23 protein-coding genes, 1 tRNA gene and 1 pseudogene are annotated in these 23,782 nt (G+C 67.3%); 8 read left to right on the top strand and 17 right to left on the bottom strand.

Annotation, left to right across the window (positions count from 1 at the left end; translation table 11 throughout):
- Positions 1 to 123 precede the first annotated feature (123 nt).
- Positions 124 to 2,940, bottom strand: a complete 2,817-nt coding sequence (locus CGL27_RS25665; RefSeq protein ID WP_240450630.1) for a SpoIIE family protein phosphatase/ATP-binding protein — start codon at positions 2,938 to 2,940, stop codon at positions 124 to 126.
- Positions 2,941 to 3,651: 711 nt separating this feature from the next.
- On the opposite strand from CGL27_RS25665, the gene CGL27_RS25660 reads away from it, so the two are divergent.
- Positions 3,652 to 5,292 (top strand): FG-GAP repeat protein, encoded by a 1,641-nt coding sequence (locus tag CGL27_RS25660; protein WP_119990300.1) that lies wholly within the window; start codon positions 3,652 to 3,654, stop codon positions 5,290 to 5,292.
- A 188-nt stretch (positions 5,293 to 5,480) separates the two neighbouring features.
- Positions 5,481 to 6,434, top strand: a complete 954-nt coding sequence (locus tag CGL27_RS25655) for a Yip1 family protein (protein ID WP_119990298.1) — start codon at positions 5,481 to 5,483, stop codon at positions 6,432 to 6,434.
- 129 nt (positions 6,435 to 6,563) lie between these two features.
- On the opposite strand, the gene CGL27_RS25650 is transcribed toward CGL27_RS25655, so the two are convergent.
- Both CGL27_RS25650 and dcd read right to left on the bottom strand, forming a co-directional pair.
- A complete protein-coding gene (locus CGL27_RS25650) occupies positions 6,564 to 7,061 on the bottom strand; it encodes a phosphoribosyltransferase (protein ID WP_119990296.1) in 498 nt (165 codons plus the stop codon).
- 5 nt (positions 7,062 to 7,066) lie between these two features.
- Positions 7,067 to 7,642 carry a dCTP deaminase gene (dcd, locus tag CGL27_RS25645; RefSeq protein WP_078642588.1) on the bottom strand — a complete coding sequence of 192 codons (576 nt, stop codon included), beginning with the start codon at positions 7,640 to 7,642 and terminating at the stop codon, positions 7,067 to 7,069.
- Between the two features lie 530 nt (positions 7,643 to 8,172).
- Between dcd and CGL27_RS25640 the strand changes: the two genes are divergently transcribed.
- A tRNA-Gly gene (locus CGL27_RS25640) sits at positions 8,173 to 8,246 on the top strand.
- 51 nt (positions 8,247 to 8,297) lie between these two features.
- Here CGL27_RS25640 and CGL27_RS25635 read toward each other — a convergent pair.
- The 11 genes from CGL27_RS25635 to CGL27_RS25585 all read right to left on the bottom strand — a co-directional run bounded on the left by CGL27_RS25635 (position 8,298) and on the right by CGL27_RS25585 (position 15,483).
- On the bottom strand, positions 8,298 to 9,455 hold the full coding sequence (locus CGL27_RS25635) for a tyrosine-type recombinase/integrase (protein WP_119990294.1): 1,158 nt from the start codon (positions 9,453 to 9,455) through the stop codon (positions 8,298 to 8,300).
- Positions 9,455 to 9,658 (bottom strand): excisionase family DNA-binding protein, encoded by a 204-nt coding sequence (locus tag CGL27_RS25630; protein ID WP_030836256.1) that lies wholly within the window; start codon positions 9,656 to 9,658, stop codon positions 9,455 to 9,457. Before CGL27_RS25630 ends, CGL27_RS25635 begins: the two co-directional genes overlap by 1 nt.
- The gene (locus CGL27_RS25625) at positions 9,651 to 10,946 is read right to left on the bottom strand and encodes a replication initiator (RefSeq protein WP_119990292.1); all 1,296 of its coding nucleotides are present in this window, start codon (positions 10,944 to 10,946) and stop codon (positions 9,651 to 9,653) included. Before CGL27_RS25625 ends, CGL27_RS25630 begins: the two co-directional genes overlap by 8 nt.
- A gap of 164 nt (positions 10,947 to 11,110) precedes the next feature.
- Positions 11,111 to 11,407 (bottom strand): hypothetical protein, encoded by a 297-nt coding sequence (locus CGL27_RS25620; RefSeq protein WP_119990290.1) that lies wholly within the window; start codon positions 11,405 to 11,407, stop codon positions 11,111 to 11,113.
- 24 nt (positions 11,408 to 11,431) lie between these two features.
- On the bottom strand, positions 11,432 to 11,626 hold the full coding sequence (locus CGL27_RS25615) for a hypothetical protein (protein WP_020869652.1): 195 nt from the start codon (positions 11,624 to 11,626) through the stop codon (positions 11,432 to 11,434).
- A 15-nt stretch (positions 11,627 to 11,641) separates the two neighbouring features.
- The gene (locus CGL27_RS25610; protein WP_069875102.1) at positions 11,642 to 11,827 is read right to left on the bottom strand and encodes a mobile element transfer protein; all 186 of its coding nucleotides are present in this window, start codon (positions 11,825 to 11,827) and stop codon (positions 11,642 to 11,644) included.
- 12 nt (positions 11,828 to 11,839) lie between these two features.
- On the bottom strand, positions 11,840 to 12,466 hold the full coding sequence (locus tag CGL27_RS25605) for a DUF2637 domain-containing protein (RefSeq protein ID WP_119990288.1): 627 nt from the start codon (positions 12,464 to 12,466) through the stop codon (positions 11,840 to 11,842).
- Positions 12,467 to 12,489: 23 nt separating this feature from the next.
- Complete coding sequence (locus tag CGL27_RS25600) at positions 12,490 to 12,699, bottom strand: hypothetical protein (protein ID WP_119990286.1); 210 nt, start codon at positions 12,697 to 12,699, stop codon at positions 12,490 to 12,492.
- Between the two features lie 81 nt (positions 12,700 to 12,780).
- Entirely contained in the window at positions 12,781 to 14,157 is a 1,377-nt protein-coding gene (locus CGL27_RS25595; RefSeq protein ID WP_119990284.1) for an FtsK/SpoIIIE domain-containing protein, read from the bottom strand.
- Between the two features lie 5 nt (positions 14,158 to 14,162).
- Entirely contained in the window at positions 14,163 to 14,513 is a 351-nt protein-coding gene (locus CGL27_RS25590; RefSeq protein ID WP_030836282.1) for a hypothetical protein, read from the bottom strand.
- A 184-nt stretch (positions 14,514 to 14,697) separates the two neighbouring features.
- Complete coding sequence (locus CGL27_RS25585; RefSeq protein WP_119990282.1) at positions 14,698 to 15,483, bottom strand: GntR family transcriptional regulator; 786 nt, start codon at positions 15,481 to 15,483, stop codon at positions 14,698 to 14,700.
- A gap of 111 nt (positions 15,484 to 15,594) precedes the next feature.
- Here CGL27_RS25585 and CGL27_RS25580 point away from each other — a divergent pair, with 111 nt between their 5' ends.
- Genes CGL27_RS25580 through CGL27_RS25570 form a run of 3 tightly spaced genes read left to right on the top strand, consistent with a single transcriptional unit; the run spans position 15,595 to position 16,883 of the window.
- Positions 15,595 to 16,002 carry an NUDIX hydrolase gene (locus CGL27_RS25580; RefSeq protein WP_119990280.1) on the top strand — a complete coding sequence of 136 codons (408 nt, stop codon included), beginning with the start codon at positions 15,595 to 15,597 and terminating at the stop codon, positions 16,000 to 16,002.
- Between the two features lie 45 nt (positions 16,003 to 16,047).
- Entirely contained in the window at positions 16,048 to 16,476 is a 429-nt protein-coding gene (locus CGL27_RS25575; RefSeq protein ID WP_119990278.1) for an ATP-binding protein, read from the top strand.
- A complete protein-coding gene (locus CGL27_RS25570; RefSeq protein WP_119990276.1) occupies positions 16,470 to 16,883 on the top strand; it encodes a hypothetical protein in 414 nt (137 codons plus the stop codon). Before CGL27_RS25575 ends, CGL27_RS25570 begins: the two co-directional genes overlap by 7 nt.
- A 353-nt stretch (positions 16,884 to 17,236) precedes the next feature.
- Here the strand turns inward: CGL27_RS25570 and CGL27_RS25565 are convergent, their stop codons facing one another.
- Both CGL27_RS25565 and CGL27_RS25560 read right to left on the bottom strand, forming a co-directional pair.
- Positions 17,237 to 18,310: a hypothetical protein gene (locus CGL27_RS25565; RefSeq protein ID WP_199817090.1), complete on the bottom strand. Its 1,074-nt coding sequence runs from the start codon at positions 18,308 to 18,310 to the stop codon at positions 17,237 to 17,239.
- A gap of 2,830 nt (positions 18,311 to 21,140) precedes the next feature.
- A protein-coding gene (locus CGL27_RS25560) for an IS5 family transposase (RefSeq protein WP_240451007.1) occupies positions 21,141 to 22,072 on the bottom strand; the annotation gives its coding sequence in 2 pieces (ribosomal slippage) (positions 21,141 to 21,653 and positions 21,656 to 22,072; 930 coding nt in all).
- Positions 22,073 to 22,200: 128 nt separating this feature from the next.
- Between CGL27_RS25560 and CGL27_RS25555 the strand changes: the two genes are divergently transcribed.
- Positions 22,201 to 22,422, top strand: coding sequence for a hypothetical protein (locus CGL27_RS25555; RefSeq protein ID WP_037954114.1), 222 nt, complete (start codon positions 22,201 to 22,203; stop codon positions 22,420 to 22,422).
- Complete coding sequence (locus CGL27_RS25550) at positions 22,409 to 22,819, top strand: PIN domain-containing protein (RefSeq protein WP_119990275.1); 411 nt, start codon at positions 22,409 to 22,411, stop codon at positions 22,817 to 22,819. Before CGL27_RS25555 ends, CGL27_RS25550 begins: the two co-directional genes overlap by 14 nt.
- 730 nt (positions 22,820 to 23,549) lie before the next feature.
- Here the strand turns inward: CGL27_RS25550 and CGL27_RS52250 are convergent.
- A pseudogene (locus tag CGL27_RS52250) lies at positions 23,550 to 23,693 on the bottom strand (site-specific integrase); the annotation flags it as partial.
- Between the last annotated feature and the right edge of the window lie 89 nt (positions 23,694 to 23,782).

The raw sequence follows: 23,782 nt of genomic DNA, 5'->3' as shown, positions 1-23,782 counted from the left end.
GGCGGGCTTCACGCTGTGCTGAGGGCCGTACGGCGGCCCTGGAGAGTCGTAGGCGGCCGCGTTGCCCTTACGACGCTTAGCGCCTTACGGCTGTCATGCGAGCCCTGGAGCGACCTGAGGCCCTTACGACCGCGGCTTGACGCTCTTCGACAGCGGCAGCGCCTGCTCGGTCCAGATGACCTTGCCGTCCGAGGTGTAGCGGGTACCCCAGCGGTCGGCGAACTGCGAGACCAGGAAGAGCCCCCGGCCGCCCTCGTCCGTCGTCCCCGCGTACCGCAGATGCGGGGAGGTGCTGCTGGTGTCGAAGACCTCGCAGATCAGGCTGCGGTCGCAGAGCAGCCGGACCCGGATCGGGCCGGTCGCGTAGCGGATCGCGTTGGTGATCAGCTCGCTGAGGATGAGCTCGGTCGTGAACGCGACATCGCCCAGATCCCACTCCGCCAGCTTCCGGGCCACCGCGGCGCGCACCGCGGCCACCTGCGACGGGTCGGAGGCCACCTCCCAGTCGGCCGTCAGACCGGGCTCCAGCACCCTCGTACGGGCCACGATCAGCGCGATGTCGTCGCTCGGGCGGTCGGGCAGCAGCGCGTCCAGCACGGCCGTACAGGCATCCTCGGGCGTCCGGCCGGGGTGGGACAGGGCATCGCGCAGCATCGCCAGACCGGTGTCGATGTCACGGTCGCGCTTCTCGATCAGCCCGTCCGTGTAGAGCACCAGATGGCTGCCCTCGGGCAGGTCCAGCTCCGACGTCTCGAACGGCAGCCCACCGAGGCCCAGCGGGGGCCCGGCGGGCAGGTCGAGGAACTCCACCGAGCCGTCGGGACGCACCAGCGCGGGCGGCGGATGACCGGCCCGCGCCATCGTGCACCGCCGCGTCACCGGATCGTAGATCGCGTACAGACACGTCGCCCCCGTGATCCCCTCGCTCCCACCGCCGTCACCGTCAAGTCCGCCAGGGCCCTCGTCCTGGTCGATCCGGGCGATCAGGTCATCGAGGTGCGACAGGATCTCGTCGGGCGGGAGATCGAGCGTGGAGAAGTTGTGCACCGCCGTCCGCAACCGCCCCATCGTCGCCGCCGCGTGCAGGCCATGCCCCACCACATCACCCACCACCAGCGCCACCCGCGCCCCCGGCAACGGGATGACGTCGAACCAGTCGCCCCCGACCCCCGACTCGGCCGGCAGATAGCGGAAGGCCACATCCAGCGCGTTCTGCTCCGGCAGCATCCGGGGCAGCAGGCTGCGCTGCAGGGTCACCGCCATGGTGTGCTCACGGGTGTAGCGCCGGGCGTTGTCGATGCTGACGGCGGCCCGGGTGACCAGCTCCTCGGCGAGGGAGATGTCGTCCTCCTCGAAGGGCTCCGGCTTCTCCGCGCGCATGAAACTGGCCACGCCCAGGACGACGCCCCGGGCTCGCAGCGGGACCGTGATCATCGAGTGGATGCCGTAGTCGACGATCCGCCGGGCGTGCTCGGGGTCCTGGTCCTGCCAGCCGGCGAAGTCGCTCAGGACCGGCTCGACCGTCACCGCTCCGCTGCGGAAACCGCGGGCCTGGGGCGCGCTCGGGCCGAACTCGATCAGCATGCCGAGGGGGTAGAGCGGCCCGTCGTCGCGGATGCCGCTGAGGGCCGTACGGCGCAGGACGGTACGGCCGCCGTCGGCGACCGCCATAGCGCTCCACGGGCCCGTTTCCGGGGCGCCGGTGCCCGCCGCTCCGTCCGGGGGCTCCTCGCCGCGCAGCACCGAGTCCGCGAGGTCCACCGAGACGTAGTCGGCGAACCGGGCCACCGCGTACTCCGCCAGCTCCTGGGCGGTGCGCACCACGTCCAGCGTGGTGCCGATGGAGACGCCCGCGTCGTACAGCAGCTTGAGCCGGTTGCGCGCGAGGTCGACCTTGCCGGACAGCGCGCGCAGCTCCGTGGTGTCGCGCAGGGTGGCGACGCTGCCGGGCGGGCCGCCGTCGCGGTCGGTGGGGCGGTGGCTGACGGACAGCAGCCGCTCACCCGCCGTATGGACCTCGTCGGTGGCGGGGCGCCCGGACACCAGCAGCGCGGCGGTGTGCGGATCGAAGCCGAGCTCGGACACCAGCCGGCCCTCGGCGTCCGGCGGCAGATCGAAGAGCCGGCGCGCCTCGTCGTTGGCGAGCACCAGCCGCCGGTCGCCGCCGACGATCAGCACGCCCTCGCGCACCGAGTGCAGCACCGCGTCATGGTGCTCGTACATCCGCGTCATCTCGGCCGGGTCCAGCCCGTGGGTCTGGCGCCGCAGCCGCCTGCTGACCAGGGCCGTGCCCGCCGTGGCGAGCGCCATCGCGGCCGCGGCCGCGCCGAACAGCAGCGGGAGCTGATGGTCGGCCGCACCGCTGACTTTCTTGATCGTGATACCGGCCGCGACCAGGCCGACGACCTTCCCATGGCTGTCCTTGACGGGCACCACGGACCGCACGGACAGGCCAAGCGTGCCCGTGAAGGTCTCCTGGACCGTCCGGCCCTCCGCCGCCGCGCGGATGCTGCCCATGAAGTGCTTGCCGATCCGGGCGGGGTTGGGGTGGGTGAAGCGGATCCCCTGGGGCGTCATGACGACGACGAAGTCGACGTGGGAACCCTTACGGGCACGCTCGGCGAGCGGCTGCAGCACGGCGCTCGGATCGGGGCCGCGGATCGTGCTCACCATGCCCGGCGCGCTCGCGAAGCTCTCGGCGACCGCCATGGAGCGGTTACGGGCCTCCCGCTCGCTGTCGTAACGGGACTGCAGGACGAGCGCCACCACGGCGGCGACGACCAGCAGCAGCACGACCCCCACCTGCAGAACGAAGACCTGGCCGGCCACGGTGCGCACGCCGCGCACCGGGTTCCGGCGGGGCCGCCCGTAGCCGCGGCCGTGGGCGGTGCCGTGGCCGGAGCCGGGACCGGATCCGCCGCCGGTCCGGCCGATGCGCACCGGCGACCGCTCCTGCGGGCCCCGCTGGGCGTACGCGTCCTGCCGACCCCGCGGATCCCAGTGGTCATGGGGATCCGGCGAGCCCTGCGGATCGGATTGATCGCGCTGATCTCGCTGACCCTGCTGGTCCTGCTGAACGCGCCGCCCACGTCGTTCCCACGCCGAGCGGGGCCCCTCACGCCGACCCCGTGGGCGCCAGTCGTTCATCGTGCGGGCCAGCGGAACCCGTGGTCGACCGAAAAGTCCGGCCATGTCGTTATTTCTAGCACCCTCGCTCAGCGGCGGGCGAGCGGCGTCCGCCGCCGGGCGCCGAGCGCTCCCGTCCGACATCGCGACTACACCCCGCCCGAGCCCTCTTTCGCCGGTCTCGCCGCTTCACCCGTCACCCGCACACCGTGCGTTAAGCACATGATTGCCCCCGCTTTTCCGCGTTGAAGTTCCGCGTCGACCGACTACCGATACTGGCCGTGAAGTATCCCTTCTCACAACGACGTTACGAATTCCCTACAGGATCATGCCCGACGGCGCATAGGTAAATGTCCTGGACAGACCTTGTGCTCCAAAGGTCATCTTTACAGCCAAACGGACTGATCGGTCCCGCGTCCTCGGGCACAACCAGTGAGCGGACGAGGACGAAACGCCAGGCATCACCCTCGTAACGAAGTGCCGCGCCCCTTGGCCTCAGCCACCCTGATGGGTTGAGGTGGCCCGATGACGCCCGCACCTCCCCCCACCGCACCACCCGGCAGCGTCCCGGGCCCCCGACGCCGCACCCTCCTCCGCGCCCTCCTCCACGTCCCCACCGCATCCATCGCCGCATCCATCGCCGCAGGTACGGCCTGCCTGGCGCTGCTGCTGACCGCCTGCGGCCCAGGCGACGGCGACGGCGACGCACAGGGTGGGCGCGACGGCTCCTCCCCCGCCAGCGGGTCCGTCATCACCCCCACCGCCACCGCCCCCGTCCCCCACGGAAAGGGCAGCCGGCTGCCGGATGACGTCAACGGCGACGGCTATCCCGATCTGCGGCTCCCCGTCCCGTCCGGCAAAGGGGGCCTGCCCAGCCGGATCGCCTTCGTCCACGGCTCGTCCCACGGACTGAATCCCGCCACCCGCACCGTGCTGCGCCACCGCGACCTCGGCCTGCCGTCCCAGGACGTCACCGTCGCGGGCGCGACCGAGGTGGCCACGGCCGACCTGGACGGCGACGGCTACGCCGACGTCACCACCACGGCGGGCGAGGCCCTGGACGAACGCGAGACGGAGCGCACCCAGGCCACCGTCCGGACCGTCCCCTACATCTCCTGGGGCGGCCCCGGCGGCCCTCAGAGGACCCGCTCGGCCGCCCGCGTCCAGCTGACCGGCCCGGACGACGGCGTGGACGCCCAGCGCCCGACCGTCGGCGACTTCGACGGCGACGGCCACCACGACCTGGCCCTGATCCGCGAGGACCGCCGTTCGCTGCTGGTGCTGTACGGGCCGTTCAACCGGGCGGGCAAGGCCGCCCGGACCGTCCCGTACGCGAGCCCGCTGGACGGCCACGGCGAGATCGGCGATCTCATCGCCGACACCATCGCCGACGACACCGACTCCGACAGCGACACCGCCCACGGCACCGGCACCGGCACCGGCACCCACGCCGCCGACGGCCACCGCGCCACCGATCTGGTGGTGCACGCGGTCAACGACAACGACCAGTCCGGCTCCACCCTCCTCGCCGCCGGATCCCACGGCCTCGGCACAGAGGGCCGCAGACTGCGCGAGGGCAACGCGATCACGTTCGGCGACTTCGACGGCGACGGCCGCCGCGATGTCGCGGTCGGCGACAGCGGCACCCGCAACGACGAGCCGGGCGGCGAGACGGAGCGGCCGGACATCGGTAAGACGGTGAGCGTCTACTACAAGCGGACGGCGCAGCCGAGGCATGCCGATCCGCGCCCTCTAGAACCACGCCCCCTCAAGATGCCGGGGATGTCGGGCAAGCTGGCCGCCGCCGACACCGACGGTGACGGCACCGATGAGCTGGCCGTCTCGCTCGGCCGCGGCGGCGTCGAGCTGCTCACCCTGCGCCGCGCCTCCCACACCGCCACGACCCGCGTCACCGGGCGTCACCTCCTGACCCGCGCGGCACCTTCCGTCGTGGACGGCAAGACGATCCGTAAAGGCGAGCGCGCGGCCCGGCTCTACGACGTCGCAGACTTCGATCATGACGGTAAGGACGAGGTCGTCCTGGCGTGGGGCCCCGGTCTGGCCTTCTCGCGGTACGGCGAACGTCCCGAGTGGTGGTGGATCACGGACGGTAAGGCGGACAAGACGGCCTTCAGCAGCAAGCCGTTCGGGGCGGACGCGGACTAGGTCGGCTTGCCGGGGGGAGCGAGGGCGGGCGAACGCCGAGGGAACACCGGACGGGTACACCAGATACCCTCAGGAACCACCGGGGGAAAACCCATAAGGGACCCCCTAAGGGATGTCACAGCTCGGCCGCAAAGCCTGGTCCGCCACACAGCTCCCGCGCCCGGCCCGCTACGACCGGGTACGTTCGAATGGTGGCTGGATTCAGGATCGGACGCGGACGGGACTCCCACTCCGCGCAACAAGGGCAGCAGCAGCGGCCGCCGCAGTCGCCGTACGGACAGCAGGAGCCGTACGGCGGTCAGCAGCCGCCGCAGTGGCAGCAGCCCCCCTCACAGGGAGAGCCGGAGTACTTCGGCGGCCAGGACCCGCACTACGGCCCCGGGCACGGCCCTGGTCCCGGGCACGGAGGCCAGGGCCAGGGGCAGAGACCGTACGGACAGGGCGGCGGGTACGCCGACAACAACGCGGGCCATACACAGCAGTTCAGCGTCGGCGAGGCGCCCGACGCGTACGACCCGTACGGCCAGGCCCCCGGTTCGTACGACGACGGCTACGGCGGGCAGACGTACCGTGCCGGCTCCTCCACCGCCCCGCCCTCCGGCCCCCGGCTGCACTGGCAGCAGCTGCTGAGCGGCATCGTGCTGCGCCCGTCGGCCACCTTCTGGCAGATGCGGGACTACGCGGTGTGGGGCCCGGCGCTGATCGTGACCTTCGTCTACGGTCTGCTGGCGGTCTTCGGCTTCGACGACGCCCGTGAGGACGTTCTCAACGCCCCTATGGCCAACAGCATCCCGTGGGTGCTCACCGCGGGCGTCGCCATGGTGATCAGCGCACTGATCCTGGGCGCCGTCACCCACACCCTCGCCCGCCAGTTGGGCGGCGACGGCACCTGGGCACCGACCATCGGTCTGTCGATGCTGATCATGTCGATCACAGACGCGCCGCGGCTGGTGTTCGCGCTCTTCCTGGGCGGTGACAACTCACTGGTGAAGGTGGTGGGCTGGCTGACCTGGCTGACCGCGGGCGCCCTCTTCACCACGATGGTGGGCAAGTCGCACGACCTGCCGTGGCAGAAGGCGCTGGGCGCGTCGGCGCTCCAGCTGATCGCCCTGCTGAGCCTGCTGAAGCTGGGGACGCTGTAAGGCAGCCACCGCATTCCGCACGACCAAGGGGCCCGCACCGGCGGGCCCCTTCCTCATCTCCTGCGCGATCTCACGGGCTTGGCACCAGTGCACCCGTAAGGCGTCCAGCACCCTTCACCATCGCCCCCATCAGGCGTCCCGTACCTGCCCCTCCCGCCGCACGACGGGCGATTCGACGCTCCACGGGAAGTTGATCCACTGATCGGTGCACTTCCAGATGTACTCGCACTTCACCAGCGACTGCGGCTTCTCATAGATCACCGCGCTGCGCACCTCGGCGACCGAGCCGAGGCAGAAGTCACGGACCAGCTTCAGCGTCTTGCCGGTGTCCGCCACATCATCGGCGATCAGCACCTTCTTGTCGGAGAAGTCGATCGCGTTGGGCACGGGCGCGAGCATCACGGGCATGTCGAGGGTGGTGCCCACGCCCGTGTAGAACTCGACATTCACCAGGTGGATGTTCTTGCAGTCGAGCGCGTACGCCAACCCGCCGGCCACGAAGACCCCGCCACGGGCTATGGAGAGCACGATGTCGGGCTCGTACCCATCCTCGGCGATCTTCTCCGCCAGTTCGCGGACCGCGACCCCGAACCGCTCGTACGTAAGGTTCTCCCGCTGCTCACCCATGCCACTCACACCTTCGTCCGATGGAAGCGCTGGAACGACCGCGAGGGCGTCGGCCCGCGCTGCCCCTGATAGCGGGAGCCGTAATGGGCAGAGCCGTAAGGATGCTCGGCGGGCGAGGTCAGCCGGAACATGCACAGCTGCCCGATCTTCATCCCCGGCCACAGCTTGATCGGCAACGTCGCGACATTCGACAGCTCGAGCGTGACATGCCCGGAGAACCCCGGGTCGATGAACCCCGCCGTGGAGTGCGTCAGCAGCCCCAGCCGCCCCAGACTCGACTTCCCCTCGAGCCGCGAGGCGATGTCGTCGGGCAGCGATACGACCTCGTACGTCGAGGCGAGCACGAACTCCCCGGGATGCAGGATGAACGCGTCCTCGCCCTCGGGCTCCACGAGCCGCGTCAGATCGGGCTGCTCCACCGCCGGGTCGATATGGGGATAGCGGTGGTTCTCGAACACCCGGAAGAACCGGTCCAGCCGTACATCGATACTCGACGGCTGCACCATCGCCGGGTCATACGGATCAATCCGCACCCGTCCGGCGTCGATCTCGGCCCGGATGTCCTTGTCTGAGAGAAGCACCCGAAGAGGATACGCACATCGGACCCACCCCCACGGCACAGGCCCGGCCCCACCGGACCGGGCCCGCACCCTGCGGCTTCATCGGCTACCGCTTACCGCTTCTCGGCACCCACCGGCACAGCGTGCCGGAGCCGGGCGCAACGCGGACACCGCAGCAACCGGCCGGGACCAATGCGGTCGACGGTGAGGTGCTGCATCGGGAACGAGGCGGTGCTGAATACGTGCCCTTCAGCACAACGGACGACGGTGCGCTCCATTGAGTCCCTTCCCCAAGAACGTGGACGGCGTGGACGACAAAAGCCACATTAGGGGATCAACCACGCACCGCTCCACGCGGCACTCCGCACTCCCACCGTACGCCCAACTCCCGCACCCCAACAGCCGCTTCCACCCCGCCCACACCTCAGAATTCCACCCCAAAACAACCCAGAATCCACCCCGAACAGCACGAAAACCCCACGACGAATGCGTCTGGGGTCAGCCATGGGGTAAAGTATCCGACGATGCGGCGCCGAGATCAGGTGCCCCTCGCGGGTGTAGTTTAATGGTAGAACATGAGCTTCCCAAGCTCAGAGCGCGGGTTCGATTCCCGTCACCCGCTCCACGCTTAAGGCCCAGGTCAGCGACCTGGGCCTTGTTTGTTGTCTAGACCTCTCTATGCCTCCCGTGCCCGTTGCGTGCCCGATGGGCTCTCGGCCGCCGCGCGGTGTGCCCGTACCCGAGCGTCCAGGGCGGCGGCGATCTCCTTCTGACGGTCGAGGTTGGAGTGCTGATAGATCAGCGCGGCCCGCTCGGAGGACTGGCCGGCACGGACCATGGTGTCCTTGAGCGTCGCCCCGGATTGGGTCGAGAGGGTATGTCCGGTGTGACGAAGATCGTAGAAACGAAAATCTTCCGGCAGCCCGACCTTGGCCCGTGCCCGACGCCACTTCCGCCCAAAGGAGGACCGCCGGAACGGTGCCCCCTTCTCACCCACAAACAGAAGCCCGTTGGGCTCCTTTTCGGCGAACCACTTCAGATGACGCTCCAAGTCCTTCCGGAGGAAGCCGGGCAGGACGATGAACCGCTTGCCCGCCTCGGACTTGGTGTCACCGACCACCCGCCGCCCGGTCGTCAGCTCAGGAGCGGCCCGCCGGACCCAGACGCCGACCGTTTCGAGGTCCACGTCAGGCCGCCGCAACGCGGCTTGCTCCTCCGGCCGTGCGGGCCCGTACGCCGCGATGTAGACCATGAGGCGCCAGCGGGGTCCGATCGCGTCCGCGAGGGCATCCACCTGGTCCACGGTGGCGATGGGCCGCTCAGGAGCCGACTCCTTGCCCGCCCCTCGAATCCGGCACGGATTGCGGCGGATCAGCTCATCCTCAACAGCCGTTTCCAGGATCGCTTTCACCAGCCGATACGACTTGGCGACGGTCGTTTCCCCCGTAGCCTTGAGCCGCTCAGCTCGCCATGTGCGCACCCGGGGCGGGGTGATCTCGTCCAGCTCCCAGGCCCGGAAGGTGGGCAGTATGTGCAGCCGCAGAAGGCGCCGGTACAGCTCTTCAGTGGTCGCGGAGAGGTCCCGTTCGTCGACCCACTGCGCGGCGTACTCAGCGAAGTTGACCGCCCCCGCGTCGGGGTCCTGCCAGTCGCCTTTGCGTACCTCCGTCTGCTGCTCTGCCAGCCAGTCATCTGCCTCCCCGGCCGTGGCGAAGGTGACTGGTGCCGGGCGGTCGATGCCATCGGGGCCGAGGTACCGCGCCTGATAGCGACCGGAGGGCAGCTTGCGAACACGCCCGAAGCGCCGCTTCTTCGATGGCTTCTTCTTCGGCATCAGGCAGCCCGCCCAAGGCGCCGACGCCGAGGCTGCACCGTGTTGGCGTCGATGTACTCCTGAATGACGCTCTCCGGGATACGGACGTGACGACCCACCTTGACGTACTTGATGCGCCGCTCGGCGACCAGCCGTCGAGGGAAACGGTCCGTGGTGCCCAGCAGCTCGGCCACCTGAGCAACGCTGAGGTACCGGTCACGCATGGGTCGGTTCTCCTTCCGTTCCGGGAGCGGGGGCGATCGTGGCAGTCAGCCATTCCTCGGCGGGCGTGAGGCCGGTACCGGCGTAGACCCAGTGGGCGAGGACCAGCGTGGTCTCGGCCGGGCCGGAGTCGTCGGCCGCAGCCTGAGCACGACGCCAGGCAGCGCGGGCGTCATGGAGGGCGCCGAGGGTGGTGGAGTAGCGGCGGGATTTGGTGGAGAAGTGGCCCCGGAAGCCGAGCATGTGAGCCCAGGCACGGAGCCGGAGGTGTTCCAGGTCTTTGCGGGCGCCGAGGGCCCAGGCGGTGCGTATGAGGCGGCGGGCGTGCTCGCTGATGTCGAGTTGGGCGACTTCGGCGATGAGCCGTATGGGCCGGTCCAGGGCCCCGGTCGCCGTCTCGGCGCCCTTGGTGGCGTACTTGGCGATGTATGCGGCCACGGCCCGATCCGTCAGCTCCTGGCCGCCGTTGAAGTCGGCGCCTCGGATGGGCCGTACGTCGAGTTCGTCACCGAAGGCGAAGGTGTGGGCCTGCCCGTCGATGACCGGCCCGGCGACCTGCGCCTTGGGCGTAGCCGCCTCGATAGCGTCGGCCAGCAGCTCGACCGTGGCCCAGGTCGGAGGCGGAGTGTGGCTGCCGCCGGGGCCGTCGAGGCGGATCACGGCATGGAAGTGGACAGCGCCGCGCTTTTGGTACTCGGCCACTTTGGCGAAGGACAGCCGGGCGTGCTCGCGGAAGGCCCGTTGCGTGAGCCCGGCCCGCTTGGCGACCTCCCGCCGCAGGTAGATCGAGAACCGCCGCCACAGCAGGCCCGCGTGAGCGTTCCAGAGCACCGCGGATTCGTAGTCGTACCTGTCCGGGGCCAGCGGCGTACCAAGCGCGTCGTCCTCCTGATCGTGGCGGACGCCGCACCGGCACCGACGGACCGTGCCAGCCGGACCGGTGGGCCGGTTGTGGACCGGGCCGAAGCTGGGCGCGGTGAAGGTGGCGAAGACGCGAGGGTGAGTGGCGACGTCTTCCGGGATGCCCTTGCCGCCACGTAGTCCGGCGGTGATCAGGTGGAAGGTGTCGCGGCGGTAGGTCTCGGCGCAGGCCGCACAGCGGGTGACACGGCGGTTGTTGCAGCGGACCAGGAGATGCCCGGCGGGCAGTTCGGCGGAGTCCAGGTGTCGGAGGACGCGGCCGATCTCGCCGGTGTCCTGGTTGAGGTGGTGTTCGGTGCGGTGGCCGTCGAGGCGGATGGGGTTGGTGCAGCCGCCGAGGCCGGAGAGTTGGCGGAGCAGTGCGGGCATGGTCCCGAGGGCTGCCAGGCTGCGGAGTTCGGGCAGCGGAGGCGGGGTGGTGCGGGTGATGACGGGGTCTCCTCTTTCGGCTCTTGGGTCGGGAGGGGTTGGGCTGCCGGGGCGGCGGATGCTTGGCGGTATCGAGGCCGCCCCGGCAGTCGTGTGGTGTGGGATCAGCGGCGGCGCTGGCTAGCCAGCAGCGAGCGCATGACCACGGCGGCCACGGCGACGGAGACGGCCGTGACAGCGACAGCGGCCAGGAGCGCGGTCAGGACGATGCCGACCGTGACCACGGCGCCGACCGTTCCGGCGTTGAGCCCGCTCAAGACCCCGGCCGGGCGAGTTGGAGCGGGCGCGGGGGCGTGTTGGCAGGAGCAGGCCGCAGCGTGACTCTGCTGGGCCGCCGGGACGGCCGTGGGCACGTGGACGATCGACGGCTTGGGGGCCTCTGGGTACTTCGGTCGGAACACAGCGATCTCCCCTCAGCTACTCGTCTAGTCGTGTTGTTCGTTGACGGAGTCGACGCCGGAGCGCGTACCGGACTCCACAGACGGCGCGAGGCCGGTGTGGGCGAGCCAGAAGCCGAACAGCGCGATCACGACGGCGACCCACAGGCGGACGCCCATGAACTTGATCGCGATCCAGGCGACGGCGCCGAGGACGAGGACCAGGGGCAGGCTCACGGTCACAGGCAATCTCTCCTTTCAGCGGACGGGGCAGCGGTGCGTACGAGCGGCCAGCTCGGCGGCGGCACGGGTGTCGTAGTCGGCGGAGAAGTCACAGCGCGGAGCGGTGCACACGGCGGTGTGCTTCACGCGCCCGCGTTGGTCGTTGGCGGTGCCAACACGGACCGGACCAACGCGCAGGATGTTGCGGAAACGGCGGAGCATGGTGGACTCCTGTCAGAGGCGGGAGGCGATGGCGTCAGCCAGCGGCGCGGGGACGCCGAGACGGGCGCGCAAGGTGGCTGTGTCGATGGGCGAGCCAGTACGAGCGAGATGTTCGTCGGCGAGCTTGCGCGCGTGGTTCACGAGCGCAGCCGGAACGTGCAGCGTGGGCGTTTCCGGCTCGGGCTCCGGGGCGGCGGGTGGCCCCGCGGTTTCCGGTGCGGCCGAGAGTGATACGACTTCGGCGGATTGGGCCGGGACCGGAGCGGCCTCGGCCGCTGGTGTGGTGTGTGCGAGGAGCGTGCCGCCGAGGAAGGCGACGGCAGGCCATCCGGCGACGAGGATGCGCAGCCAGTCCGGTACGTCGGCCAGGTCGAGCAGCCCGGCGGTGGCGACGTTCGCCCCGAGCGACGCGGCCAGGGCAACGACGAACCAGCACCAGCCCGCAGCCTTGGACGCCCCCGACCGGAGCCGCTTCCAGGCCGCCACGAGCAGCAGGTCAACGGAGACCGGATAGGCCCACGCCTTCCACCCGTCCTGCCCGGCCGCCGAGGCCAGGTCATGCAGGTGGGCGAAAGACAGCGCGGCAGCGATGACCGCTTGCACGAGCACCGCGTCAACCCGCGCCAGGTAAGCGCGCATGGGTAGAAGCTCCTTCCAGTGAGTCAGCCGTCTGCGGTGAGTTCGTCGGCACGTGCGCGAGCGGCGGCGGCGACCTCAGCGGCCTCAACGTCATCGGGCTGGGCAGCGGCGATGCGCTCCAACAGGTCCGCTTTGCGGTTCATCAACTCGGCGTTACTCCCGGCCCCGCGTGTACGGAAGTCGGCCAGGTCGGCCAAGAGCGCGGAGACCTCGGAAATGGTGGGACGAGGCACAGGGACTCCCCTTCGCTTTCAGGCATGGCGGGGGTAAGGACACGGCGCGGGTACGGTCGCGCCAGCCGTCGGGCGGGTGGATTACTCGGCGGCCGGAAGCGGCTTGAGCAGGGACGCCGGAGCGCTCACCGGTACGGCCGGCACGGTCGGCCGGAACGCTTCCAGCGCGGGCAGGTCCGGCACGAGATGGGCATGGTCGCGGCAGACGGCCGCAGCATCGGCGAGTGAAAGATGAGGCGGACGGATGCGGGACCAGCCGCCGGACGTGTCCCCCGCGACCGCAAGACCGGGCCGTTCGGGGGCGATGGCGCAGGCCGCGCCGACCGCTTCGGGGGCGATATCGCCAAGGGCCATCTTGGCGGAGGCTTCATCGTTCACGCGGTGGCAGACCCGGCCGGTCAACTGAGCCCGGAGCATCGTGGCGCCCTTGCCCAGCTCGGCTCCGAACCGCTGTCCGCACACCTCCAGGTAGATGCCTGCCGCGCGGCCGAGTTGGGCGAGGCGGATGAGCTGGGTGACCATCTCGTCCCGCCGTTCCTCGTCCTTCCGCGTGGCGACGAGGAAGAGTTCGGCCACCTCGTCCACAAGCAGCACCACCGGCACCGGCTGCTCATCCTCCGGCAGCCCCCAGACATCAGAAGTGATCTCCTCATCCGGGGTACTGGGAGCGATGCCCTGCCGGGCCTTGATCAGGTCGTACCGGTCCTCCATCAGCCCGACCAGCACAGGCAGCAGCTCCGCCGCCTGCTCAGGATCAGTCGCCAGGGCCGAGAGCCGTGGGGCGAACGGCGCCAACTCGACACCCCGCTTGCAGTCGATCCCGACCAGCGCTACCGGCTGCCGAGCGAGCCCGGCGATCAAGTGCCGCAGGAACATCGACTTCCCCGACAGCGTCGCGCCTAGGGTGAGCTGGTGCGGGATGGCCCTGTAGTCCCGGACGAACGCCGTCGCGTCCTCCCGCAGCGCCACCGGCACCTTGAGAAACCCGCCACCGGTCTTACGAGGCATCCGGACCTTCCGGAGTACATCGAAGCCGATCAGCCGCAGCTCGACCACGCCCGGTTTGATCTCCTCCACGTAGGCGCCGTGCACGCCCCAGGCATGCCGAAGCCGTTCGGCCGAGGCCGCCACGTCCGCCGGTTCCTGCCCCGGCGCCAGCCGCAACCGGACCCGCAGCCCGGTCGACGTCGGACGGATAAGCCCCCGACGAGGAGGCACCGGCCGGACTTCCCGGTGCGTGAGTGCCTGCACTGCCCAGGCCCGCAGCCGGGACGGCGGAACGGTCAGCCCGCACGCGTCCATCACGGACCCGTACGACCCCAGCAGCCGGGCCGTCGAGATGGGCATCCCGATCGTGGACCAGTAGGCGGCCGGATGCTGGGCCCGGAGGTAGGCGGCTCCGCCGACCGTAGCGGCGACCGGACCGCCCACCTCCATCAGCGTCATCACGTCAGCCATCAGGTTCAGGCCCCCGCGCCGACGGATATGGCGGCCGGGGCGATGGCCTCGGCGCGGAAGGCGATGCCGTGCCGCTGCTGCCCGTTGAACACGGTGTCCCAGGGCCGGGCGATCAGCCCGATCAGAGTGACCGGGGAACCGAGGGCCAGCCCCTCCGTCACGCCGCTCTCCGGCACGGTGACCTGGAGCAGCGAGGATTCCCCGCCGTCGATGTAGACGACGCCGAGCCGCATCAGCGTCTCGCCGCTCTGTGCGTCCTTGGCAATCTCGCCGGTCTGCCGGTCCTTCACCTTCGGCTCCGGCGCCTCAGTCAGCAGAACCGTGGCGCCAGAGGTCTCAACTCGGATGGAACGCAACTACTTCTCCTTCTCTCACGAACAACGCACCTAGTTGTGTAGATGAGTTGCGGCCTTCGAACCCGAACGAGCGGGAACGGGGACCACCATGCCACACAGCTTGCCCACTCGTCTATACGAGTATGCGTCTTCGTGTATACGAGTCAGAAGAAGCAGCCCGGGGCCACCACGCCCCGGCCATGCGTCAGTTGGCAGGAAGCTGGTAGGCGAGGACGTACGCGTCAGCGGCCATCACGGTGTCACACACCTCCACCGCCCGCCCCTCACCGTCGTAGGCAGTCCGGACCAGATGAATCACCGGCACCCCGGAAGCGAGCTGGAGCGTACGCACCTCGGCAGGCGAGGGCATCCGGGCCCGGATCTCCTCATCGAAGTGATCCAGGCGATGCCCCATCTCCTCCAGCCGGGCATAGATGCCACCGGGGCCGGGGTTGGGCTGCGCGATCGGGGTGTTCCGCGCCAGGTCGAGCGGCAGATACGAGGTAGCGAACTCCACCGGCCGCCCATCCAGCAGATACCGCCGCCGCCGAGCCAGCACCTTACGAGGCGAACCCAGCCGAGCCGAGATGTCCGGCGACGGCCGCTCCTCCTTCACCTCGAGGTTGTCCACCTCCGGGCGACTGCCCGCCGCCTCGGCCTCCACGGTGAAGGCCGCCTTCCCCTGATCCCGATGCCGCCGCGCGAACCGGTCCGAAGCCAGCCGCCGCACAGGCGGCCGGGGCCGCACGAAGACCCCCTTGCCATGCTCGGACACCGCCAGCCCCTCTTGCTGGAGCAGCGACAAAGCGTTGCGGACGGTCATCCGCGAGACACCGAAGTGATCGACCAGCTCAGTCTCCGAGGGCAGCTTGTCGCCCTCCCGGAAGCGTCCCTTGTCGATCGCTTCCCGCAGCGCGTCGGCGATCTGCCGGAACACCGCCCGGTCGCTCGTCGGGTCCAATACACCCAGAACAGAGGTCAGAGAAGGCATTCGCACATACTCCTTTAGGTATCTAGACGAGCGGCTGACCGGGATTGCTACGGTGGAGAGCCTAGCCAGCCGAGAGGGCCGAGGAACGTGAGCACTGAGCGCCCGCACTCCGTGAGCGTCGCCGGAGTCATCGTCGACGACGCGGGCCGTGCGCTGCTGATCAAGCGACGCGACAACGGTAAGTGGGAACCGCCCGGCGGCGTGCTCGAACGCGAGGAAACCATCCCCGACGCCTTGCAACGGGAAGTCCTCGAAGAGACCGGCATCAAGATCGCGCTCCCCGCGACCCTCACCGGCGTCTACAAGAACATGACCGGCCTGATCGTCTCCATGGTCTTCCGCTGCGAGGCCATCGACGGCACCCCGACCACCGGAGCGGAAACCCGCGCCCTGCGCTGGGCCACCCGCGCCGAGGTCACCGAGCTCGCCGACGAGGCATACGCGATCCGCGTCCTGGACGCGCTCGACAACACATCCCCGCCGGCCATCCGCGCCCACGACGGCGTACGACTCATCTAGCACGCACCCACGCCCCATAGCCCCTACCAGCACGAAGGAACTTGTATGAACGAGTATATGAGTGCTCCGCGAGTTTGGGGCCTGATGTGCCCAGGATCCCGAGAAGAAGTCACCCGCGCTCGCCGCTGGACCCGCGACATCCTCAGCAACCACCCATGCGCCGACGACGCCGAGCTGATCGTGAGCGAACTCGGCAGCAACGCCCTCACCCACACCGCAAGCGGCAGCCCCTACGGAACCTTCCAGCTCACGCTGTCTCTCTCACCCCGCACCGTCGCGATCTCCGTCACCGACGAGGGAGGCCACCCCGAAGAACCCCGCCATACGGAGGCCGACGCAGACGACACCCACGGCCGCGGATTAAGCATCGTCATGGCACTCGCCCGCCGCCTGGACATCACCGGCAGCCAGCACGGCCGCACCGTCACCGCCCAACTCGTAGCACCCGAGCAGGCAGGAGTCACCACATGCTGAGGCCCCTGCTGCACCCCGGCTACTGGTGCGAGTGCTGGAGCCGTTCACCAGCCACAGGCCCCCGCTCGGTCCTCCTCGCCTCCATCGAAACCAACAGCCCCAGCGAGGCCACCAACTGGGTCCGCATCACCGTGCGAACCATCGCCTCAGCACTCGACCGCGAAACAGCCCACAAGGCATGGGACTGGGTCACCTACGGCCACAAGGAAGCCGAAGACGCCCTCACCAACGGCGAAGCGACCACGTTCGCACTCACCCAGCACGACACTCACATCGAATGGATCATCCGGCCGGTCATCTTCCTACCCCTCGCCCATCGCGAATCCCGACGCCTTCCGGCATGCGCCGAACAGTTCACCTGCCCCACCACACACAAGATCGCCCGACACCAGGCCAACGGCCACTGAGTTACAACCTTCTTTACGGGTTCAAGGCGGCTCGCTCCGCTCACCGCGCGCGGCCCGGCCCCCGGCCGGGCCTGCGCTCCTGTCTCCGCCCCGCTCCAGCCCAGCCGCCGCCCGTGCCGCGCACACAGCAATCAGCCGCCTGACGTCAGAGAAGGGGTACGTCGTGGCTGGCGCCGGTCGGCTCCACGGCTTTAGGCAGCCACTTTGGGGCGAGCCTCTAAGATCATGGCCCCAACGTCGTGCTTTACCGGGCAGGTCCACAGACTGCCCGACGCGCCGCAAGCTTACGGGGCCATGATCACTCGCCCCAAAGCAGCTCCAGCCCAAAGCCGCTCCACCGACCTACGTCACGCTCACTGGCGACCCAGGAACCCTGCGAGCTGGGCGTGACGCTTCAACGTAGTGCGAATAGCATCCTTGATTGAAGATGGCCGCGTATTCTCCGTCGAGTATGCCTTCAGCTCGACGATCACCGAGTCCTGCTGGGCACCAGGCCGCTGAACTAGAACGTCTGCCCTGACCTTACTATGAGGCGTCTTAATCTCCTGCTCATGCTCAGCGTCGAAACCAATCGCCTTCAAGCAGAGCGCAATACGCCTACCAAGCTGGGTGGGCATAGTGGTTACACCTTCGTACCACTCTCTCGCGTTCCGCGCCCTCGCAGACTCACGCTCCCGCAGAGGGCTAAAGGTGCTGGGGTCCCAGTGCTCGCTGATGATCGACGCGAAGTGCGAGTTCTCCAGACGGTCCAAGTAGGAGCGGCTCGGCGTTACGTCAGCCTTATCGAGATCCTTGCAAAGAGGGTGGAGGTCAGCAGCAGCAATGGGCACGAGGCGAACATCGAAGTAGAGTCGCGCCCGGTTGAGCTCAGAGAGCGGAAGACTCTGTCGATCGTCTTCGTTGAGCTCGCGATAAAACGCATTCCAATCGAGCTTGTACCCGTCTCGCGCATTAGTGAAGCCCGCAACTCGTGTAATGCGAAGACCATCTGTCACCGGCCACAACATCACGACTTGATAGCGCGAGATGTCATGCAACTTAGTGGTGTAGGAAGCGAGCTCTTCTGCAACCTTCTCAATTGCAGCGCCGATAGTGGGAGACTTATCGGAGAAATCCTCCACATCTGAAGAGAGGACTTCAAAGTCAGCAAGTGGTTGGTTCTTGTTGTGGAAAGCGAAAGTCTCTTCGACAATTTCAGGCCACTCACCCCGCGCGGGCCCGGAAAGCTCGAAATCGCCACTTAGCAGGATGCGCTCATTCCTAGAAGTAGCCGCAGCCAAGTCCGCCTGAAATTCCCTGCTAGTGGTCAGCCAAAGAAACAGAACGGGGCGCTGCCTCAACTCTCCACGATCAAGAAGGCTAAGCCGTTCGACGAACTGCGAGGGAATGGCCGTCTTTTCAGCCACTCGCTCCTCGAATTGATCCACTACAGCAATTATCAGCTGGGCTTGGTTTCGGTACCCGTCGACTGCCCTCAACTCTTCAAGCAGAGCGGCCTCCGATGCAATTGCTGAACGACTAAGTTCGACGACCTTGCATTCGGGAAGGTGTGTAGCCAGCTCACGAGCAGCCGAACTCTTCCCCGACCCGCTCCGACCAAAGATGGGTAGGAAACGAATTCCGCCCGTGATCTGCATGCTGGCGTGGGCCCGCTGGACCTGCGCGAGCAACTGACGATTCGGCCGGAGACGACCCCTGAAGGCAGGGTCGAGGTCCTCATAGCGGGAAGGTAGGCGCGCCAACATGTCCTGAGTATAGGCGACTTGCGCGTAGTTGCGGTGACTACGCCGACTGCATGCTGGCAGCACACGCGAGCGCCCTCCCGGGCCGTCCTCGGGCCGTGGAAGGGCGCTCAATGGTGACCAACGTCGACAGGTGCCGACAGCTCGGCAGCAGGTCAGGGCGTTGATCGGTTAGGCGGCCGCAGGTCACGGCCGCCGTAGGTCAGTTGTGGCTTGGTAGAGCGCGTACTAGCGCCACCATGCTGCACAAGCTACTGACGGCCGCGGCATGAAACTGTCAGGAGAGGAGCGCGGCCAGAAAAGTCAGGCTGAAGCCCCACCAGTCGTACGGCTCAGGCTGGAGCTTGGCGGGGCCGGCGGACCAGTTGCCTACTCCCTTGTTGCCTGAGCAGGCGGCAGGAGGCGCTGACTGAGCAGCGTCCCTGCAACTGTGCGCCGGGGAGGTGGTCTTGCGCCCTTGAGCCTAGGAACTTACTGTCGGGACCCCTGGAGGGTGCAACTTTATTGGGGGAGAGTACACGTGGACTTCAGTTCCTTAGTACAAGAGTTAGGGACCCCTGCCAACCTCGTTGTGAACTCTGAGGCAGAACTCGCGAAAGAAGTCGAAAGGGAGGCCCGCGAGAGGATCGGCCCTAAACGCGGAGCTTCCTATCTGTATCGGAAGCCGGTGTATCCAATAGACTCTTCCCTGTTCAACGGAATCGTATCTAGCCCGGCAGAAGTGCTACGCGAATTGGGGCTGGCGACCACTTTTATTACGGCCTCACCGTTTGCAGATATAGCCCGCCACTGGGCCCATGTACGTTACTGTGCGACCCTGGCTAGTAACCAAAAAAGGATCCTGGCCTTAACTAAAAGCGGGTCTGATGTTGTCCATCATCACAAGATGGTCCAATCTGAGCAATTAGGCATTGGCTTGGCTCTGGTGGTAGCCAAGCGGATACTTGAACGAAAATATCCTGGCTGGCTGTTTTCCAGCGTAGACGTAGATGTGGCCTTGCATGCTGGTTTCATTGACGGAGTAGGGCCGGTCCGGCAGAAAAATAAGACAACAATGCGTCCGGACTACTTCTTGGTCGGACAGCGCGCTGGAGGCGGAACCTCGGGCTGTAAAGTATATGCACTAGAATGCAAAGGGACCCACGGCAGCGCGTATCACGCCAGACAGCAGCTGGCTACCGCCTCTTTGCAAGTAGGTTCTATCGAATTGGGATCACGGACTCTGCCGAGTCTTATAGTAGCCTCTCGCCTCTCTACGGCGGGAATATCGATAAACGTGTTTGATCCGCCTGGCGATGACGATCTGTGGACTGGTGAGTACGGGCAATTCGATGAGCTAATATCAGCGGATCCAGGGCCGCAGCAGTGGACATCGGGCAGGCCAACTTTTGAGCAATTCATGGCACGGCGAAGAGAGCTCTCTGGCATAGAGGGCGAGCCCGACGAGGAGGAGTTGCGATCCTCCCGTGCCGGTTATGAAGCGAACGTAGACGACCTGCCAGTCGTTTTCCGGATACCCGAGGACGGCAAAAAGTGGCTGTTTCGCACCCTTGCGAGGAATGCTGCTCATTCCATCCTGAGATTCGCTGGAGATAATAGCTCGGCTTCGCGGTTTGCTACTACGAGAGCCAGTGAGCACGAACGTCTCCCGATAGATGGTTTGACTCCGGACTGGCAAGACTTCACGGTAAGTTCCGAATCTAGGATTCGCTCGCATAAATTCATCGGTGTCGAGTATTCGATGCCACTCCCCAATGGCGCTTCTCTCGAAATATTTAGAGGTGTCGAGAAGGGAGTGTACGAAAGTCTTCGTGAAGGGAAAATCAGTTCCTACCTGAGACGAGCTAATCGACTACGCGACTCATGGCAAGCCGTCTCGGACGGAGCGAATGGGAATCGCATCGCACACCATGCGATCTCGGTCGGGAACGACGGGACCGGCCTGCGAGTTCGCGTGGTTCGGCGATCCACAAACTAACCAGTGGAGCGCGCTGTATGTGACGGTGCGTGCCACAGCCGTGCCGCATAGTGCGGTCAACCATGGTCAACGACAGTTCGCCCCAGTCAAAATGAGCCAGTGACCTGCCCTGCCTCCACAGCCGGAGTGGCCTGCGCACCACAGGCCGCAGTGGTCGCCCGTTGATCGAACTCCGAAAGCGGGTGTCGGTCCGCCTGACGCGGCTCCTCGCGCTGACGTATGCGCGATGGCTCAATGCTTGCTGCCCAGTAAGACCGCGGAGCAGGGTCGTGCCCGATGCGTGCCCGATGGGGCGGTGAACCACGGTCAATCAAGGGCTGCCACGAGCCGGACGGTGGGGCTCTTCTCCACCCGTCCCAGCAGGTCAGAGTGGGTTTTCAGCGCACTAGACCCCGTGATTCCCAAGCTCAGAGCGCGAGTTCGATTCTCGTCACCCGCTCCAGCACAAAGCCCCAGGCCAGCGGCCCGGGGCTTGTTTGTTGTCTAGACCACGCTAAGCGTCTTGCACCAGATCCGCACTAGGACTTGTTCGGTCGATCATGTTCTGAGCCAGATGGCGAGTGCTGCTGCGGTGGCTGTGCCGAGGAAGACGTAGCCGCGCTTGTCGTATCTGGTGGCCACGGCCCGGTGCTGCTTGAGTCGGTTGATGGCTCGTTCGATGGTGTTGCGTTTCTTGTACCGCTCTCCATCGAAGCCGGGTGGCCGTCCGCCGCGTGAGCCTTTGCGCAGGCGGGCGGCCTGGGTGTCAGCCTTCTCCGGGATGGTGTGCCGGATTCCCCGGCGTCGCAGGTACTTGCGGATGGGTCCGTTGCTATAGGCCTTGTCCGCGGCGAGGCTGTCAGGCCCCTTGCGGGGCCTGCCCGGGCCGAGCTTAGGAACGCGGATCTTGTCCAGCACCTTCGTGAACTGGGTGCAGTCCGCCCGCTGGCCTGGTGTGACGATGAGGGACAGCGGGCGGCACCGGCCGTCGGCGCTCAGGTGGAGTTTGCTGGTGAACCCGCCCCGCGAGCGGCCCAGGCCCTCACTTCCTGCACCACCTCCACCAGGCGGGCATGCAGGCTCTGCCACGCTGTTTCGCCCTGGTGTTCTGCTTGCTCGGCCCCCTTTGATGCCGGGATCGGCGGCGGATCGGTCCGGGCGCCGGCCGCGTGCTGATGAGCGCGAACAATGGTGGAGTCCACCGAGATGTCCCAGTCGATCTCACCCGCCGCGTCAGCCGCAGCCTGGACCTGCTGCAGCAGACGTTCCCACGTCCCGTCCGCCGACCACAGCCGGTGCCGTTCATAGACCGTCTTCCACGGCCCGAACCGTTCCGGCAGGTCACGCCACTGCACACCAGTCCGCACCCGGTGCAGAATCCCGTCGATCACCTGCCTGTGATCCCTCCACCGGCCACAACGCCTATTGCTGACCGGCAGGAACGGCCGCAGCCGTTCCCACTCAGCATCGCTCAAGTCACCCCGCCCCATGTCCACATCAACGACCCGGACGGCGAGTAGTCACATGATCGGCCGGACAAGTCCTAGATGCAGAGTCCCCGGCGGTCTCCTCGATCGAGCGCTATCGTGAAGCAGAGACGGCCGACAGGGAGAGTCCGATGACTGCCGCCCATGACTACAGCGATCTGCACGACATCATCGAGCGGCTTGAGCCCGAGCAGGTGGAAGAGCTGCGTCGGCACGCCCTGCGCTTGGTGAAGACGCCCCCGCCGAGCCGTTTCCGCGTCCTGCGAAGCTTCGACGGACCGTCGGACGACCTCGGAGCTCGCGCCAAGGACATCGCTCGCGAGGAGCTCGGCGAGGCCGATGCTGATCGTTGACACCGGCCCCATCGTCGCCCTACTGAACCGCAACGATCCCGGCCACAAGAGCTGTGCCGAGCTACTGGAGTCCCACAACGGCGAACTGCTGATCACGCCGTATGTGCTGACCGAAGCCTGCTACCTGCTCGCCAAGTACGTCGGCCCCGACGCAGAGATCAACCTCATCGAGGCCGTTGCCGCAGAGGACCTCGTCCAAGCCCCAACCGCCCGGGACGACCTTTCCCGCATGGCCGAACTCATGCAGCAGTACCGCGGATTTCCTCTTGGTGTTGCCGATGCCTCAGTAGTCGCCCTTGCGGAGCGCCTCAAAGCACCAACGGTCGCCACACTGGATCATCGCCACTTCCATGCCATCAAACCCCTCCACGTGCCCGCGCTGACGCTCCTGCCATGAGGTCGCGCCGTGCCCGATGCGTGCCCGATCGGGCGGCGAACAGCGGTCAATCACGGGCTCAGAGGAACCCCGCAGGAGCCCAGCCAGCAGCGCGTTAGCGCAGATCAGGGCCGGTTTCGCGGCCGCTAGGCCCGGTGATTCCCAAGCTCAGAGCGCGGGTTCGATTCCCGTCACCCGCTCCATAGCGAAGGCCCAGGTCAGCAACCTGGGCCTTATTCGTTGTCTGGACCTCTCCACGATCGTGCGCCCGTTGCGTGCCGGACAAGGCGCCGACATGCCGACCGGTCGCCTCGCAGTCGACGTTCACTCCGTAGTGCACTCCCTGCGATATCAGCGCCATCGGCAGGCCCCATCAGGCATGCTGGAGCCATGAGCAGGTACGCAGCGGCGAAGCCGTACGTACTGCCGGCATCGCTCGCCTAGCTGGATGGGCCGACGACCGGCACCGTCACGCTGCCTCGTCACATCGACTGGGGACCGCACTACGTCTACGACCTGGCCGACGAGGCGGACTTCCGGCTGATGTACGAGCGCGTCATCCGCGAGGCCCGGACTGATGACGACCTCAACACGAACCTGAGCGCGATGTCTCTGCGGCATGTATGGCGGGAGCTGTTTCTCCCCTTACCGATCAGGGCCGCTTGGGAAGCCCGCTTCCCTGAACTCCGCACACCCGGCACGACGGCAACCGCGGCCTAGCGGACGAACTGCGCCCCACCTTGTCACGCGACTTGCGCTGCCGCTCCAGGGGTGAGTGCTGGTAGATCAGCGCGGCCCGCGTGGACGACTGCCCGGCGCGCGCCATGGTGTCCTTGAGCGTCGCGCCGGATTGGGTCGAGAGAGTGTGCCCGGTGTGACGAAGATCGTAGACCTGGAGGGCATGCACGAACTCCGTGTCGCCATTGGCGACGTGGAGTTGTAGAAGGTAACGCCCCCATTCCCGGTAACGGCCCGGCACTCCTA

Source organism: Streptomyces sp. 11-1-2 (genome assembly GCF_003595545.1).
Lineage (GTDB): Bacteria > Actinomycetota > Actinomycetes > Streptomycetales > Streptomycetaceae > Streptomyces > Streptomyces hygroscopicus_B.
Note: the sequence above shows the minus strand (reverse complement) of the source record. Positions and strands in the feature narration are given on the sequence as shown.